The 15,585-nt window shown below is 41.5% G+C and carries 18 protein-coding genes and 2 riboswitches; of the genes, 10 read left to right on the forward strand and 8 right to left on the reverse strand.

Annotated features, from left to right (window positions below; all coding sequences use genetic code 11):
* Positions 1 to 169: 169 nt before the first annotated feature.
* Positions 170 to 1,375, forward strand: a complete 1,206-nt coding sequence (locus ACJ9PY_RS06840; protein ID WP_411739690.1) for an MFS transporter — start codon at positions 170 to 172, stop codon at positions 1,373 to 1,375.
* Between the two features lie 38 nt (positions 1,376 to 1,413).
* Here the strand turns inward: ACJ9PY_RS06840 and thiE are convergent, their stop codons facing one another.
* From thiE to tenA, 5 genes are read right to left on the reverse strand one after another with little or no spacing between them, the layout of a single operon-like run.
* Positions 1,414 to 2,046, reverse strand: a complete 633-nt coding sequence (thiE, locus tag ACJ9PY_RS06845; RefSeq protein WP_268590546.1) for a thiamine phosphate synthase — start codon at positions 2,044 to 2,046, stop codon at positions 1,414 to 1,416.
* Complete coding sequence (thiM, locus tag ACJ9PY_RS06850; protein ID WP_264640591.1) at positions 2,027 to 2,842, reverse strand: hydroxyethylthiazole kinase; 816 nt, start codon at positions 2,840 to 2,842, stop codon at positions 2,027 to 2,029. Before thiM ends, thiE begins: the two co-directional genes overlap by 20 nt.
* A complete protein-coding gene (gene thiD / locus ACJ9PY_RS06855; protein WP_095679415.1) occupies positions 2,839 to 3,645 on the reverse strand; it encodes a bifunctional hydroxymethylpyrimidine kinase/phosphomethylpyrimidine kinase in 807 nt (268 codons plus the stop codon). Before thiD ends, thiM begins: the two co-directional genes overlap by 4 nt.
* On the reverse strand, positions 3,614 to 4,135 hold the full coding sequence (thiW, locus tag ACJ9PY_RS06860) for an energy coupling factor transporter S component ThiW (protein WP_095679446.1): 522 nt from the start codon (positions 4,133 to 4,135) through the stop codon (positions 3,614 to 3,616). Before thiW ends, thiD begins: the two co-directional genes overlap by 32 nt.
* A gap of 15 nt (positions 4,136 to 4,150) precedes the next feature.
* Positions 4,151 to 4,840: a thiaminase II gene (gene tenA, locus ACJ9PY_RS06865; protein WP_411739691.1), complete on the reverse strand. Its 690-nt coding sequence runs from the start codon at positions 4,838 to 4,840 to the stop codon at positions 4,151 to 4,153.
* Positions 4,841 to 4,937: 97 nt separating this feature from the next.
* Positions 4,938 to 5,042, reverse strand: a riboswitch (TPP riboswitch).
* 157 nt (positions 5,043 to 5,199) lie between these two features.
* A riboswitch (SAM riboswitch) is annotated at positions 5,200 to 5,304 on the forward strand.
* A gap of 170 nt (positions 5,305 to 5,474) precedes the next feature.
* Here tenA and ACJ9PY_RS06870 point away from each other — a divergent pair.
* Together ACJ9PY_RS06870 and ACJ9PY_RS06875 are read left to right on the forward strand one after the other, a co-directional pair.
* On the forward strand, positions 5,475 to 5,663 hold the full coding sequence (locus tag ACJ9PY_RS06870) for a Fur-regulated basic protein FbpA (RefSeq protein WP_034314291.1): 189 nt from the start codon (positions 5,475 to 5,477) through the stop codon (positions 5,661 to 5,663).
* 249 nt (positions 5,664 to 5,912) lie between these two features.
* A complete protein-coding gene (locus ACJ9PY_RS06875) occupies positions 5,913 to 6,110 on the forward strand; it encodes an aspartyl-phosphate phosphatase Spo0E family protein (protein ID WP_098864399.1) in 198 nt (65 codons plus the stop codon).
* Positions 6,111 to 6,178: 68 nt separating this feature from the next.
* Here the strand turns inward: ACJ9PY_RS06875 and ACJ9PY_RS06880 are convergent, their stop codons facing one another.
* Positions 6,179 to 6,685, reverse strand: a complete 507-nt coding sequence (locus ACJ9PY_RS06880) for a GNAT family N-acetyltransferase (protein WP_034314287.1) — start codon at positions 6,683 to 6,685, stop codon at positions 6,179 to 6,181.
* Between the two features lie 219 nt (positions 6,686 to 6,904).
* Here ACJ9PY_RS06880 and ACJ9PY_RS06885 point away from each other — a divergent pair, with 219 nt between their 5' ends.
* On the forward strand, positions 6,905 to 7,606 hold the full coding sequence (locus ACJ9PY_RS06885) for a GDSL-type esterase/lipase family protein (RefSeq protein ID WP_063577000.1): 702 nt from the start codon (positions 6,905 to 6,907) through the stop codon (positions 7,604 to 7,606).
* 42 nt (positions 7,607 to 7,648) lie between these two features.
* Here ACJ9PY_RS06885 and ACJ9PY_RS06890 read toward each other — a convergent pair whose 3' ends face one another.
* The gene (locus ACJ9PY_RS06890) at positions 7,649 to 9,472 is read right to left on the reverse strand and encodes an ABC transporter ATP-binding protein (protein WP_411739692.1); all 1,824 of its coding nucleotides are present in this window, start codon (positions 9,470 to 9,472) and stop codon (positions 7,649 to 7,651) included.
* Between the two features lie 184 nt (positions 9,473 to 9,656).
* Between ACJ9PY_RS06890 and ACJ9PY_RS06895 the strand changes: the two genes are divergently transcribed.
* From ACJ9PY_RS06895 to ACJ9PY_RS06905, 3 genes are all read left to right on the forward strand, one after another.
* Positions 9,657 to 10,139 carry a DinB family protein gene (locus ACJ9PY_RS06895; protein ID WP_187050677.1) on the forward strand — a complete coding sequence of 161 codons (483 nt, stop codon included), beginning with the start codon at positions 9,657 to 9,659 and terminating at the stop codon, positions 10,137 to 10,139.
* A gap of 152 nt (positions 10,140 to 10,291) precedes the next feature.
* Positions 10,292 to 10,756 carry a M15 family metallopeptidase gene (locus ACJ9PY_RS06900; RefSeq protein WP_411740247.1) on the forward strand — a complete coding sequence of 155 codons (465 nt, stop codon included), beginning with the start codon at positions 10,292 to 10,294 and terminating at the stop codon, positions 10,754 to 10,756.
* 131 nt (positions 10,757 to 10,887) lie between these two features.
* Positions 10,888 to 11,430 carry an acyl-CoA thioesterase gene (locus ACJ9PY_RS06905; protein ID WP_034314279.1) on the forward strand — a complete coding sequence of 181 codons (543 nt, stop codon included), beginning with the start codon at positions 10,888 to 10,890 and terminating at the stop codon, positions 11,428 to 11,430.
* Between the two features lie 102 nt (positions 11,431 to 11,532).
* On the opposite strand, the gene ACJ9PY_RS06910 is transcribed toward ACJ9PY_RS06905, so the two are convergent.
* Positions 11,533 to 12,168: a Bax inhibitor-1 family protein gene (locus ACJ9PY_RS06910; RefSeq protein ID WP_034314277.1), complete on the reverse strand. Its 636-nt coding sequence runs from the start codon at positions 12,166 to 12,168 to the stop codon at positions 11,533 to 11,535.
* 494 nt (positions 12,169 to 12,662) lie between these two features.
* Here ACJ9PY_RS06910 and ACJ9PY_RS06915 point away from each other — a divergent pair, with 494 nt between their 5' ends.
* The 3 genes from ACJ9PY_RS06915 to opp4B are packed head-to-tail and all read left to right on the forward strand — an operon-like array spanning position 12,663 to position 15,573.
* Positions 12,663 to 13,688 (forward strand): ABC transporter ATP-binding protein, encoded by a 1,026-nt coding sequence (locus tag ACJ9PY_RS06915; protein WP_411739693.1) that lies wholly within the window; start codon positions 12,663 to 12,665, stop codon positions 13,686 to 13,688.
* Positions 13,666 to 14,592: an ABC transporter ATP-binding protein gene (locus ACJ9PY_RS06920; protein WP_053534228.1), complete on the forward strand. Its 927-nt coding sequence runs from the start codon at positions 13,666 to 13,668 to the stop codon at positions 14,590 to 14,592. Before ACJ9PY_RS06915 ends, ACJ9PY_RS06920 begins: the two co-directional genes overlap by 23 nt.
* A 15-nt stretch (positions 14,593 to 14,607) precedes the next feature.
* A complete protein-coding gene (gene opp4B / locus ACJ9PY_RS06925) occupies positions 14,608 to 15,573 on the forward strand; it encodes an oligopeptide ABC transporter permease (RefSeq protein ID WP_095679419.1) in 966 nt (321 codons plus the stop codon).
* The last annotated feature ends 12 nt before the right edge of the window (positions 15,574 to 15,585 follow it).

Consider the following 15,585-nt stretch of genomic DNA (forward strand, 5'->3'; position numbering starts at 1 on the left):
ATTCAATCTATAACATTCGACAGAATATCCAAGATTTCTTCATCTATTAAAAAAATGTAGTATTATTTTGTCAAGACATGTGTAATTACTATAGCAAAAATGAAAGTTAATAGTTAAAATGAAAAAGGATAAAATAACAAGAAGGTCTAAAGTTCTTCAGGAGGAATATATGGGAAATAATGCGAAAATGATATCGCAGCGTAAGTTACTTGGTGTTGCGGGTCTTGGATGGATGTTCGATGCACTTGATGTCGGTATGCTTTCTTTCATCATTGTTGCATTAAAGCAGGATTGGAACTTAACCAGTGAGCAGGTTGGCTGGATTGGGAGCATAAACTCCATAGGAATGGCTGTTGGCGCCGTATTCTTTGGTGCGATGGCCGACAGGGTCGGACGAAAGAATGTCTTTATCATTACTTTATTATTGTTTTCGATCGCAAGTGGCCTGTCTGCAGCAGTCAGTACACTCAGCCTGTTCTTGATATTGCGTTTTTTGATTGGAATGGGACTTGGGGGAGAACTTCCGGTTGCCTCGACATTGGTCTCTGAAAGTGTTGAAGCGAGTAAAAGGGGAAGGGTTGTCGTCCTTCTTGAAAGCTTTTGGGCGGTTGGCTGGATTTTGGCAGCACTCATATCCTATTTCATCATACCGGCTTATGGTTGGCGGGTTGCATTATTATTGAGCGCAGCTCCAGCTTTATATGCGCTGTATCTACGCTTGAAACTGCCGGATTCACCAAAGTATACGGAACTTGAAAAAAAGCAAAGACCATCTGTATTAAGCAATATGAAAAGTGTCTGGAAAAAGGATTACTCCCGTCAGACCCTTGTATTGTGGATTCTATGGTTTTGCGTGGTCTTTTCCTATTATGGGATGTTTTTATGGCTGCCAAGTGTGATGGTCCTTAAAGGCTTCAGCATGATTCAAAGCTTTGAATATGTTTTGATCATGACGCTTGCACAGCTTCCGGGTTATTTTTCAGCTGCATGGCTGATAGAGAAGATGGGACGTAAATTCGTTTTGATCACATACTTAATTGGAACGGCCGTCAGTGCCTTTTTCTTTGGATCGGCAGAGGGGCTGGCACTGCTGATAGCTTCCGGAATGTTCCTCTCTTTCTTCAACCTAGGGGCATGGGGGGCACTTTATGCGTATACACCTGAACAGTATCCAACATCAGTTCGCGGTACAGGGGCTGGGTTAGCTGCAGGGATCGGGAGGATTGGCGGTGTTCTGGGACCTTTGCTTGTAGGGTATTTAGTTGCCGCAGACACCCCGATTTCTTCGATTTTCACCATTTTTACAATTGCTATTTTAGTCGGGGCAGTTGCCGTGGCTTTTGGGAAGGAAACAAAGAATACCGTTTTGACATAAACAAAGGATGTGGACTGCATGCAGTCCCCATCCTTTTGTTATTTAAAGTCTTTTATTATTTTTAAAAGGGATTCGGAGGCAGTCTTCGGATTATCTGCATTCATGATGGCCGATACGACTGCGGTACCTGATAGTCCGCTATCAGAAAGAGCGGAAATGTTATCGGCAGTGATACCCCCGATGGCTACTGCGGGAATGGATACGCCGCGGCAAATTTCCCCCAGATCCTCAAGTGCCATTAAGGTTGCATCTTGTTTGGTCTTGGTGGGGAAAACGGAACCGACTCCGATATAATCCGCTCCATTTCGTTCGGCTTCGAGAGCTTCTTCAAGAGTGGAGACAGATACACCGACAATCATATCTACAGGAACCATTTTTTTGACGACAGGCAGTGGAAGGTCATCTTGCCCAATATGAATTCCGTCCGCTCCAACCGCAAGTGCTATATCCACCCGGTCATTGATGATAAGGGGAATGGAAAGCTCATTCAATAACTGTTTTAATGCAGATGCTTTTTCATAAAAGGAGAGGGAGGAATTGTTTTTCTCTCTAAGTTGTACGATCGAGACTCCTCCTGAAACCGATTGTGCAATGATTTTGGTCAATTCTTCTATTGCTATGGACTCTTCCGTAACTAAATACAGGCTTAAATCAATTTGGGACTTCTTCACTTATTTTCACCTCATGCATCCAGATTTCCTTATCCATTCTTGATATGGCATCGATTAATCGCACACGGAAAGTACCTGCTCCTTCATCCTTTTGAAGGGTTGAGGCTGCCAGTTCCCCTGATATGCTCATTGTTGAGATACCGGCAATTGCGGCAGAATAGAAATCATCGGTGACTCCGGAAAAAGTTCCGATAAGAGCAGTGGACATGCAACCGGTACCTGTAACATTAGTTAAAAGGAGGTTCCCGTTATCGATGATGGACGTATGCTTTCCATCGCTGACCGCATCCTTAGCTCCGCTGACCACGATGATGCAATTCAGTTCATTTGCCGCTCGTGCAGCCAGCTCTGCATTGCTAATCGCAAGTTCCCCCGAATCCACCCCGCGTGTAACGGTATCCCCACCCATCAATGACAGGATTTCACTCGCATTTCCGCGAATGATTTGGAAAGTAACCTTACTTAGGAGCTCTTTGACTTGCTCTGAACGATAGGAGGTGGCACCAACTCCCACCGGGTCCAAAATGACCGGGATGTCCAGGGCATTTGCCGTTTTACCGGCAATCTCCATTGCTTCCAAGGCTTTATCATCGATCGTTCCGAAATTCAGGACCAATGCATCTGCTAATTTGACCATATCCGCCACTTCTCTTGGGCTCGATGTCATTACTGGTGAACCTCCGATGGCAAGGGTGGCATTTGCACAGTCATTGACCGTAACAAAGTTGGTGATTTGGTGAACGAGTGGTTTCCTTTCTCTTACCTTCATAAATAAATCGGCTGAAGAAACCTTCATAACAAGTCACTCCGTTCTTTTTTTGAATATGAATGAAAATGATGGACAGGTCCATGACCTTTACCGATTGAAAAGCTATTGCGTATCGCTTCGGAAATATAGGTCTTGGCATGTTCGATCGACACTTGCAATGGCAGTCCATTTGCCAGGTTAGATGTAATGGCGGATGATAGGGTACAGCCCGTACCATGAGTGTTTTTTGTATGAATGCGCTCTCCCTTGATCCAGTGGAAGTCAGTCCCATCATAAAAAAGATCATTTGGATTTCCTGCTGCATGGCCGCCTTTAAGTAAAACGGCTTTGGAACCCATTTCTTGTATCGAAATGCATGCCCTGTAGAAATCTTGTTTCGTCCGAATCGGGAAGCCAGTAAGTACTTCCGCTTCTGGTACATTGGGTGTTACAAGATTTGCAAGCGGAAGCAATTCCATTTTTAAGGCAGAGATGGCCTTTTCGTCGAGCAAATGATGGCCGCTTTTGGAAATCATGACAGGGTCAAGGATAACGATGGCAGGCATGAAGGTTTTAAGGGACGCAGCGACCGTTTCCACGATTTCTTTTGATCCAAGCATGCCTATTTTTACTGCATCGACAGGAATATCTTCAAAGATAGCTGCAATTTGATCCGATATGATAGCTGTTTCAATGGGCTGTACAGAACGGACTTCCATTGTGTTTTGGGCAGTTACGGCTGTGATGGCAGACATTCCAAATACACCATGTGCAGAAAACGTTTTTAAATCCGCTTGTATTCCAGCACCGCCCCCTGAATCAGAGCCTGCGATCGTTAATGCTGTTTTCATAAAAAAACCCCTTCATATAATTATTTTTTAGCAGTATTTTAAGTAATATGAAAGCTAAAATCGCCCCTGCGAATGAACTGAACATAAAAGCCGGTAAAAAACCAAAAAGAGCAGCTTTTTCTCCCAATAGGAGGGTGGCAAGCGGATAACAGGCCAGGGAACCGAGAAAGCCGGTCCCGATCACTTCCCCTAAACAGGCGAATTTTAAGCTTTGTGTTTTTCGGTAAAGGATGGCGGCCAAAAGTGCACCAATCATGCTGCCGGGAAAGGCGAAAATTGAACCGGTACCAGACATGTTTCTAATGATGGAAACTAAAAAAGCTTGTGTCACCGCATATGCAGGCCCCAATAGAACCGCCGTCAGGACATTTGCCAGATGTTGAATAGGAAAGATTTTTGCAAATCCTGCAGGGATGAAAATAAATGAACTGGTAAGCGTCGTTAAAGCCGTGATCATGGCAGTCAATGTCAGTTTCTTGATAGGGTTCATCCTCATGTCAACCACCTACAGAGGCCAATCCTGCTCATTTTGAACCATGTCCCAGAATAAATATTCATATCGGGAAGTAACCAAAAAGTGCTTTTCTAATCTAAGAAGTTCCTTTTCAGGCATGCCTTCCGTCAATTCTTCCAACAAAGCGATCAGCCACTTGTGTGCTTCCCCGAATTCAGGAGATGAATAGGACCTTATCCAATCTGCGTAGCGATTGTTTTCCAGTGCTGCTCCATTTTGTTCTTTTAATAGCAAACCGATTTCATAATAATCCCAAGCGCAGGGAAGGAGACAGGCGATCAAGTCTGCCAAAGTTCCATGCTGAGCTGCATTTAGCATGTAACCTGTATAGGCTAGAGTGGTTGGAGTAGGTTCTGTATTTTCCAATTCCTTGGAGCTGATCCCGAATTCGGAAGCATAATGCCGATGAATATCCATTTCCACTTGAAGGGTTTCATTTAAAATACACGCAAATTTTGCCATGGTTTCGATGTTATGGGCTTTGATGACACCTAAAGCAAAGAGCTTGGAATAATCCATGAGATAGACATAGTCCTGCTTCAGGTAATAGGCAAATTTCTTTTCAGGAAGTGTGCCGTTTCCAATTGCCTGGACAAAGGGATGTGAATGGTTCCTTTTCCAAATCTCTTTTGCCCGTGCATGCAGTCTATCACTGAATGTTTCTAATTTTGTATTCTCCATTGTTCATCCTCCTATAGAATGGCTCCCTTTGCCTTTGTTAAATAAAAAACCCCGTTCCTGAATACGGAACGGGGTAGATGGATATAGTCTGTAAAATGGACGATATCATCCACTTCCCTCCGCCGGTATGAGCCGGTTCAGGTTCAAAGGGTCCGGAACTAATTCCATCTCAGTCTTAAAAAAGACTCCCCTAGTGGTGTGAATTGTATGTAATTACTGACATCATATCAGAAAGACAAGAAAATGCAACCCGTATTTGAAAGAGGAATCACTTTATGTCCAGGAAAAAAGGGAGAACCAGGTAATTGACTTTTGAAGATTATTAGGATAGAATCATTTCTACATCATTATATATTGAATTCTTATCCAGAGAGGTGGAGGGACTTGGCCCTAAGAAACCTCGGCAGCGGACCCGTTTAGGGAACTGTGCTAAATCCAACAAGCATATGCTTGGAAGATAAGAAGAGCCGAACGGACACTGTCAGCCTCTTCTTAAATTAGAAGGGGCTTTTATTTTTGGGAAATAACGTTTAGTGACATACTAGAAAAGGTATATATAATTTGGTGAAATCAAACAAGTTGATAAAGTTTAGCTAACTAGAATCAGGCACTAGGACGGAAAGGAGCCATTTACATGGCAGAATTATTTAAGAGGATTGAACAGAGGAAGGCAAAACTCATTGAAGAGCTATTGGCCAATGGAGTATACAAAACCTCTGATGAAAGGCACCTTTATGATGCCCCATTAAAAGTACTTGAAGATGAATATAAGATTGTTATAAATAGACCTAATAACGAGTCACCTTCTGAATGGATGACATAGTAATCGGAATACAATATTTGGGTTTTTGGATAAGGGATATGATGTAAGCATTCGCAGTCTACACTAGTGGATGCTTTTTTTGCGTTTATTAGAAAACGACACAAATTATACATAATTAAATAACAAAATAGGTGTTTTGTCACATTTGACCTATAAAATAACACATTTAATTTCTGGAAAATAGTTGATTTTAACTAGTGATTTCATTATGATAAAAGTGTAAAAATATTGAATAAATGGGAGGTGGCTATGATGCATTGCCGTAAGGTAACTATAGAAAAAGTAGAAGAGAAGAGACAGGAAATGATAAAGTTGGGAGCGATTTACGGCTTAACAAGTCTGCTGACTGTACAAGCCAGCCAAGAATTGGATACGCTATTGAATGCGTTAGCAAGTAAAAGAGATTCTGAATATTTTTCCCTTCAAGAAGCATATAGGTATTTTTAAATTAGCAATTCGACCTGTATTAATCTAAAAAAGCTACTGCTCAAGGCAATAGCTCTAAAGAATTATATTTAAATATCGACACGTTTACCTAGAATGATCAAATCCCGCTCAATGCCATCCATCTCGGCAACTTGAGGTAAATGTGCCCATTCTTCAAACCCGAATTTAGAAAAAAGCTTAAGGCTTGGTGTATTATGGGCGAAAATGAAACCCAATAAAGTCTTAACACCTAATTTTGGACTCAATTCAATTGCCTTTCGAATCGAAATTTGTCCAATTCCTTTTCCCCGGAAATAATCATCAATGTAAATGCTGATTTCGGCAGTGGAATTATATGCCGGTCGGCCATAAAAGGATTGAAAGCTCATCCATCCAGCGGTTTTCCCTTCTATAGTAATGATATATAGCGGTCTACTTTCTGAATGATGTTCCTCAAACCATTTAACCCTCGATTGGACGGATACAGGTTCCGTATCTGCCGTGACCATCCTTGAAGCAATTGTCGAATTATATATTTCAACAATTCTGGGTAGATCAGATAGTTCTGCCTCTCTAAACTCTATGTGTTCTTCCATGATTTAAACTCCTAACTATCATTTATTCAATCTCCAGAATGAAGGGTAATCCCGTTTTTGGTTTTAGGGACGTTGAATGAAACCCAATCCATTGAAAGTTTTATATTATCATACACTCTTTATTCTTTATCTGACAATTCTTTTTTATGTTAGTACTGCAGATTTTTTGGGTATGAAAAAGATTAAATACTTCTAGTAAATAGACAAGAGGAGAACCAAATGAAAAAATTGGCAGGTATATTGATTATCGTACTGGTTATATGTTTTGCTGCATATGAATTTCAGGCCTCGGAGTCGGAAGATGTGCAAAGGGTCATGGCTTTTGGAGATTCATTAACCTATGGAAAAGGGGATAAGGACGGGGAAGGATATATAGATGGCCTTGAAGATGAATTGAATAATCCCCAATCGGAGCAAAAAGTGAGTTTTTGGAATTACGGTATTAAAGGCCAGGAAACGGATGGGGTGATGAAACAGCTAGATGATTACCGAATTAAAACGAAACTTGATGAAGCCGATACTTTCATTGTTTTTATTGGAACGAATGACTTGATCAATAGTAATGGCGGGAACTTGGAGAAAATAAGTGACCGAAAAATCAATGAGGGTAAACGGGAATATATCAACCATCTGAAAAAGATTACATCAACACTGATAGAGGCAAACGATAAAGCGGATATTCTGGTAATAGGACTATATAACCCAATTAAAGACAATCAAAAACTTGAAAAGCACATTCGCGATTATAACGAGTCAATAAAGGGATTAGCCGATAAAGGTGAAAGGATGTTATTCATTCCTACAAATGATCTTTTTGAAGATGAAAAGAAAACAAAGTATTTCAGTGATAAGTTACATCCGAATGAAAAAGGGTATCAGCTCATTGCGAATCGGGTTTTGGAAAGTTATGATTTCAAATGAAACCAAACATGCACAGAAAGGCTTTCTGTGCATGTTTGCCTGCTAAGTTGCTAGGTATTTGATATCGCTTAGTTGAGGGAACTGTAAGTCATGGAGCTGCTTGTGTCGGCCGTCGTTTTGCATTAACTGGTCATGTGTTCCTTTTTCAAGAACCTGCCCTTTTTCCAGAACAATGATTTGATCGGCGTCATGAATGGTCGATAAACGATGTGCAATGACTATTGAAGTCCGTTTTTTCATTAAACGTGACAAGGCTTGCTGGATCAAATGTTCAGATTCTGTATCCAAGGCAGCCGTTGCTTCATCGAGAATGATGATTTGCGGATTTTTCAAAAGTGCCCTGGCAATGGCAATGCGCTGTTTTTGTCCGCCTGAAAGCTTGACTCCGCGCTCTCCAATCTGAGAATCATAACCATCAGGAAAGGCACAGATAAAGTCATGCGCATTTGCCGCTTTGGCGGATTCGATGATTTCATAATCTGTAGCATTAAGTTTGCCATACACGATGTTATCACGGATGGAACCATTGAATAGAATGATATCCTGAGAAACAATTCCCATTTGTCCCCGTAATGACTTCAGTGACACATCTTTGATATTATGTCCATCCATTTTAATCGTTCCATTTTGCGGATCATAAAATCGGATCAGTAGGCTCGTGATGGTCGATTTTCCTGCGCCGGAGGAGCCGACCAAAGCGGTTACTTGACCAGCTTTCATGGTCAGGTTTAGATTGCCGAGAACAGGAACAGTCTCATCATAAGCAAAGTCAACACTTTTAAACTCAATTTTCTTTTTTATGGCATGGAGTTCAATGGCATTTCCCTTGTCACTTATTTCAGGTTGGGTTTCCAATATTTCAGTTATCCGCTCAAAGGCGGCGGCTGATTGCTGGACAATGCTGATTACCCGGCTAAAATTGCGAACGGGACTCTGCAGCAACCTCAAATAGGCAAGAAAGGCCACGATTAATCCTATTGTGAATTCACCTTCCATCACTTGCCAAGCTCCGAACACGATGACTGCTACAAGACCGATATTGTTCAATAAATCAATAATCGGCCCGAACATGGAACGCAGCCGAACGGACTTAAGGTTTGCAGTCATATTTTCCTGATTACGCTCCGCAAACCGCCTTGATTCGAATTCTTCATTTGTAAAAGATTGAATGAGCCGCATTCCTGAAATCGAATCCTGTAACTGGTTGCTGACATCTCCTGCGGAACTTTGTACAGACCTAAATGACATCCTGATGCGTTTCCCGAATACCCTTGTGATATAGAACATGAAAGGGAATGTAATAAGAAGGACAATGGTAAGCTTCCAGTTAATGAAAAGCATATATACCGCTACGGCAATGAAGGTCACCGTGTCAGTCAAAACCTGAAGCATGCTCGAAGAGATGAGCTGCTGCAGTAAATTGACATCATTGGTCAACCGCGACATTAAGTCACCAGTCCGGTTTTTATCAAAGAATTTCATATCCAGTGTTTGAATATGTTCATACATGCTATTGCGTATATCCATGATGGCCTTTTGACCGACTTTGGAAACGATATAGCTGTTAAAGTAGTTCAGTATAGCCAATAAGATTGCAGCACAAAGAATTCCTGCACCAATCCAGATCAACGAGTCATATCTTTTTTCGGGAATGATTTTATCAATCGTAAACTGTGTCAATTGGGGGATGGAGAACTCAAGCAATGAAATGAAAAGCATGATACATAAAACCAAAGAGCAAAACTTCCATTTCGACGGGACCCGATTGAACATTTGTTTAAGCATCAACCATATGCTTCCTTTTGAGGGTATTGCATGTATTGCACTGCGCCCTTTGTGGCTGAATGGAATATGTCCTCCACTCATAACGATCACTCCTATTTTACTGTCCTAGATGATTTTTGCCTTTATGACTATCATAGGGCTTTTCGAAAAATAGACAACTTTTAATCGGTTCGTTTTGTCAAAAAAGAATTATTATTTTACACTTTCCTATAGGACATGGAATAATTAAAGGAGATTAGCGAGGCTGATAAGAGGAGATGCTAAAATGAATGAAAATGAAAAAATCAGGGGAGAACTTTTAAATGCGGTCAACGGACTATCGGATGAACAGCTGAACGCCCAACCTGAAACAGGAAGATGGAGCATTATCCAGGTTTTGGATCATTTATATTTAATGGAGAGGGCCATAACAAAGAGCATTTCCGATAAATTGAAAAGCGATGAAAGCATTCCTGCTGTGGATAAACCGATAGAACTTACGTTAAATCGTAAAATGAAGGTCCAGGCCCCGCCATTTGTCACTCCATCGGAATCATACCAAACTTTGAGTGAAGTTAAGGAGAAGTTGTCCGAATCCCGAAAAGCTTTTGTACATGTCGTTGACCATGCAAAGGAAATTGATCTCGAACAAAAGTCTTTTCCGCATCCTTTGTTCAAAGATTTAAGCCTGAAGCAATGGATTCCGTTCGTGGGACTGCATGAAAAGCGGCATTTATTGCAAATTAAAGAATTAAAAGCAAAGTTATAATAGAAGAAAAACTCATCCGTCTCTGGTTGAGTTTTTCATTTTCAGATAGATATTTTCGTAAAGGAAGGATTTTTTAAGTGAAAGCCACTTGGATAAGGACATGTTTGGTATTGGGCTTTTTCGGATTGCTGCTGTGGCTCTTGTTCAAGTATATGCTTCCGCCTGATCTAGACGAAATCGAACTGACTGACGAGCTGAATCCGATCGTAGCCGAAAAAAAAGACGAGCTCATTCAACTGACTAAGGACAAAGGCATCCCGGTAATCATTACGGCCGGATTCCGGTCTTTAGCCGAGCAAAATGAACTCTATGAAAAGGGCCGATCAGACCCGGGCAACATCGTAACGAATGCAAGAGGTGGCGAGTCGCTGCATAATTTCGGTTTGGCGATAGATTTTGCCCTCATTAACAAACAAGGCGAGGCCATTTGGGATATGAGTTATGACGGTAACGATAATGGAAAGTCAGACTGGATGGAAGTCGTAACAATCGCTAAAGGGTTAGGTTTCGATTGGGGAGGGGATTGGGCAGGGTTCAAGGATTATCCGCATTTACAAATGACATTTGGCTTAAGCCTGCGTGAGCTGCAGCAAGGCAAGCAGCCAAAAGGGCAGTGAAAGTGGTTGGCTTCATCATAAGCCGCATAATTTTGACTAAAAGCAGGAAAATAAGCATGTGAATTGCTTTACAGGTAAGAATTCGATAAAGTGAACTAGTGAGAAATCAGACATAAAGGAGTGCAGTCACCATGGAAGAAACAAAAAATTGCCGGGACTCTTTGGTCATAAAAACAAGCCTGGTCCTCCCGCCGGATACAAATAATATTGGTACGATGTTCGGAGGCAAATTAATGGCATACATTGATGATGTAGCGGCTATATCAGCCATGCGTCATGCGCGAAGCAACGTCGTTACGGCATCAACTGATTCCGTCGATTTCCTGCACCCTATTCACGAAGGAAATGCAGTTTGCCTTGAAAGCTTCGTGACTTATACGGGCAGAACATCAATGGAAATCATCGTAAAGGTGATTGCAGAGGATTTAGTTACAGGAGCCCGAAATTTATGCGTCATTTCCTTCCTGACATTTGTTGCCATTAATGAAGAAGGTAAACCAATTCCTGTTCCCCGTTTGGTTCCGGAAACGGAGATGGAAATGAATTTAAATGAATCAGCAAAACAACGGGCCCAAATAAGGAAAAAAAGAAGGGAAGATACACAGTTCATTGCAAGTACTTTCGGTGTGAAACTTCCATGGACCGATCAATCAAATCCAGGATTATATAAATAAGATAGGCATCCCTTCAGCCGTTCTTATTGATGATCGAGACATTAAGTGAAAAGACGCTTGGATAATTCCAAGCGTCTTGTTTATGTTCCCTTGTTAGGTCTTTTAGTCATCGCTAGCTAAAATACCAAAGAAACGCAAGATGTTAATGAAAAGGTTAATGAAATCAAGATATAGATTCAACGCCATGAGCGGTACTTCTTCGGCTGTTACCCCGTAATGCTTCATTCGATTGAAATCATATAAAATATAACCGCTGAAAACTAAAATCCCTATAAATGAAAAGACCAGCATGGCTGTAGAACTTAATGGAAAGAAAATGTTGAAAATGCTAATGACGACTAAAGCTAGCAAGGCCGCAAATAACATCCCCCCCAAGAATGAAAGGTCCCTTTTGGTGGTTGTGGCATAAACCGCCAGTCCTCCAAATACGACTGTCGTCGTAACACCTGCCAGGATCACCACATTTGCCCCTGCTGCGGCTAGGTAGTGGGCAATGATCGGATAGGTCGTAATTCCGGAAATCAACGTGAAAATATACAAAAATGTGTAACCGATGGCTTTTTTCCTTCGCAATATGAATGCTCCAATCAACATGGCAATCTCAAGTATCGCCAAGGGAAGAAACAAGGATGGCGGAACAAGAGTGCCGAGAGCCATACCTAAAACGGAAACGGCAAGAGATAAAGCGAACGTCCGCATGACGGACGGCATATATGTTTGTACAGTTTGTGAATACATTCAATCACCCCATCATTTATTTTCTACCGTTTTCTACGAATCTGTTTTAAAAAGGTTTCATTGCATACAATGAAAATTTGGTGTTTTTTTAAAAGTATTGAAATATATATGAAGTAATTACCTTTTCTATGATATTCTTACAAATATACTAATTTTTCTGAAATATTAAAATACTTTAAACGAAACCTTTCCGCGGTAAGTAAAGCGCTAAGGTCAATAAATAGACATAAACTTCAAAAAAAGCTATCTCGAAATAATAAATCCGAAATTATTGATTCTATATATTTAATAGGACTTCAAAACTTTACTGTATAACAGTTATAAAGGAAACGTTTTTATGTTGCAGAAAATTATTCCTAAAGTTATAAATTATGAAAAAAATGTGATTATTTTCTATAAAAACTATTGTATAATTGTAAAAAAATGATTAAAATTTTAAATAATTATCAGAAGATTAATTATTTTCCCGATAAAATAGTTTAGGGGGAGCAAGGATGAAGAAAGCTATTTTACAAATAGAAAACCTAACTACCTCATTCCGAATCGGTAACAAATATCATGCAGCGGTGGATGATGTTTCGTTTACGGTGAATGAAAATGAAATTGTAGCAGTTGTTGGAGAATCAGGGTGTGGTAAGAGTGCATTGGCCTTATCCATCATGCAATTACATAATAAGCAGAGAACGAAATCCGAAGGAAACATCCATTATAAAGGCCAAAATCTCCTTAAGTTGAATGATGTACAAATGAATAAAGTCCGTGGTAAAGAATTGGGTATGATATTCCAGGAACCTTTAACGGCTTTGAACCCTCTCATGACCATCGGAAAACAGATCGAGGAGAATCTTGATTACCATACTGAACTCTCCAGTGCTGAAAAAAAGAACAGGACGATCGAACTTTTGACACAAGTGGGAATTCCATACCCTGAACGGACGTACAAGCAATATCCGCATGAGCTCTCGGGCGGAATGCGGCAAAGGGCAATGATCTCGATTGCCATTGCTTGCAACCCTGCACTGGTCATCGCCGATGAACCCACGACGGCTTTGGATGTTACGATCCAAGCGCAAATACTTGATCTGCTGAAGGATATCCAAAGCAGGACAAAAATGGGGATCATCTTAATTACACATGATCTGAGCGTTGTAGCAGAGGTCGCTGACAGGATCGTTGTCATGTATGCAGGTCAGGTAGTGGAAACGGGAAGTGTTAAAGAGATATTCAGCAATCCGCTGCATCCATATACAAGGTCATTATTGAATTCGATTCCTTCGGCCGCAAACGAGAAAAACCGTTTGCATGTTATCGAGGGAATCGTTCCATCTATAGCCAAAATGGATCGGATCGGATGCCGCTTCCAAGATAGGATTCCATGGATACCAAAACATGCGCATGAAGAGACACCCCGGCTTCACGAAGTGGGCAAAGGTCATTTTGTCCGCTGTACCTGCTATAAAGCATTCTATTTTCAAGCTGAAGGAGATGCATCGGCTCATGACATTACTAAAATTAGATAATCTAAAAGTGCATTTTCCAATAAGGGGCGGTTTTTTTCGAAGGGTGGTCGATCACGTAAAGGCGGTTGACGGTGTCTCCTTTGAGTTGCAGCAAGGGGAAACATATGGTTTGGTCGGGGAATCCGGAAGCGGCAAGTCCACGACAGGCAAGGCAGTGGTCAAACTGAATGAAGTGACATCCGGACAAATCCTGTTTGAAGGCAGGGATTTAGCATCTTTAAGTAGAAGAGAAATTAAACCGTTCAGAAAAGATATCCAAATGATTTTCCAGGACCCGTATTCATCATTGAATCCCAAGAAGAGGGTACTTGACATCATTGCCGAACCGCTGAGGAACTTCGAACGGTTATCCCCTTCAGAGGAAAAGAAAATCGTACAGGACTTCTTGGACAAAGTCGGACTGAGTCCGGAATCGATTCACAAGTATCCTCATGAATTTTCTGGGGGGCAGCGCCAGCGAATCGGGATTGCCCGATCATTGACATTGAAACCTAAACTGATCATTGCGGATGAACCGGTGTCAGCACTGGATGTTTCCGTTCAGGCACAAGTATTGAATTTTCTTCAGGATCTCCAACAGGAGTTCAATTTGACTTATTTATTTGTCGGGCATGATTTAGGTGTAATCCGGCATATGTGTGACCGGATGGGTGTTATGTATCGAGGTAGATTGGTAGAGGAAGGCAAAAGCGAGGAAATCTATGAAAATCCCCAACATATATACACGAAGCGCCTGATTGCCGCCATTCCTGATTTAGAGCCGGAAGTCCGCGAAGATAAAGTGCAGCTTAGAAAAAAACTCACCTCGGAATATGAGTCTACCTATTCAAAATATTTCGATGAGAACGGACGTGCTTACGATTTGAAGCCAATCTCATCGACACATAGAGTCGCATTACAATAAGGAGGTGGAAGGTATATGTGGAAATTTATCCTAAGACGATTATTAGTAATGATCCCGCAGCTCTTTTTATTGAGCATCATCGTTTTCATGATGGCAAAAGCAATGCCGGGAGATGCCCTGTCCGGCCAGGAAATAAACCCTAGGGCCAATCCAGCCGAGCTTGATAGGATCAGGGAAGAGCTGGGTTTGAATGACCCTTGGTACCAACAATATCTAAGGTGGGCATCCAATGCAGTACAGGGGGATTTCGGTGTTTCCTATACACATAAGACGCCCGTTATGGATGTGATCGAAGACAGGCTTTGGAATACGGTGTTCCTCGCGTTGGTCACGCTGATCTTTACATATATGCTTGCGATACCATTAGGCATACTTAGTGGAAGGTATAACGATACCTGGGTGGATAAAACCGTTACGGGTTATAGCTATTTAGGGTTTGGCACGCCAATTTTCATTTTTGCTTTAATCATGTTATTCGTTTTCGGATTTGCCCTTGATTGGTTCCCTTCTGGAGGCAGTGTCGATTCAAAAGTGGATGAAGGAACATTCGCCTATGTTGTAAGCAAGATCAATCATTTGATTTTACCAGCTTTAAGTACAGCTTTAATTGCAACAACAAGTACGATCCAATATTTGCGAAATGAAATCATCGATAATAAAATCAAGGATTTCGTAAGGACAGCGCGTTCGAAGGGAGTGCCCGAATCAAAAGTGTATTCACGGCATATCCTGAGAAATTCTTTTTTACCGATAGCAGCATTCTTAGGTTATGAAATTACTGGATTGGTCGGCGGCGCGGTCATAATCGAGACCATTTTCAGTTATCCGGGACTTGGGCAGCTTTTCCTTAGTTCAGTCAGTCTGCGGGACTTCAGTGTTGTCACGGCCATCGTCATGATGACGGGATTTGCCACTCTGCTTGGCACCCTTCTTTCGGACATCATACTTAGTGCGGTCGATCCGCGCATACGGATAGAATAGGAGCGGGGTGAG

It is taken from the genome of Peribacillus sp. S4 (genome assembly GCF_046715815.1).
GTDB lineage: Bacteria > Bacillota > Bacilli > Bacillales > DSM-1321 > Peribacillus > Peribacillus frigoritolerans.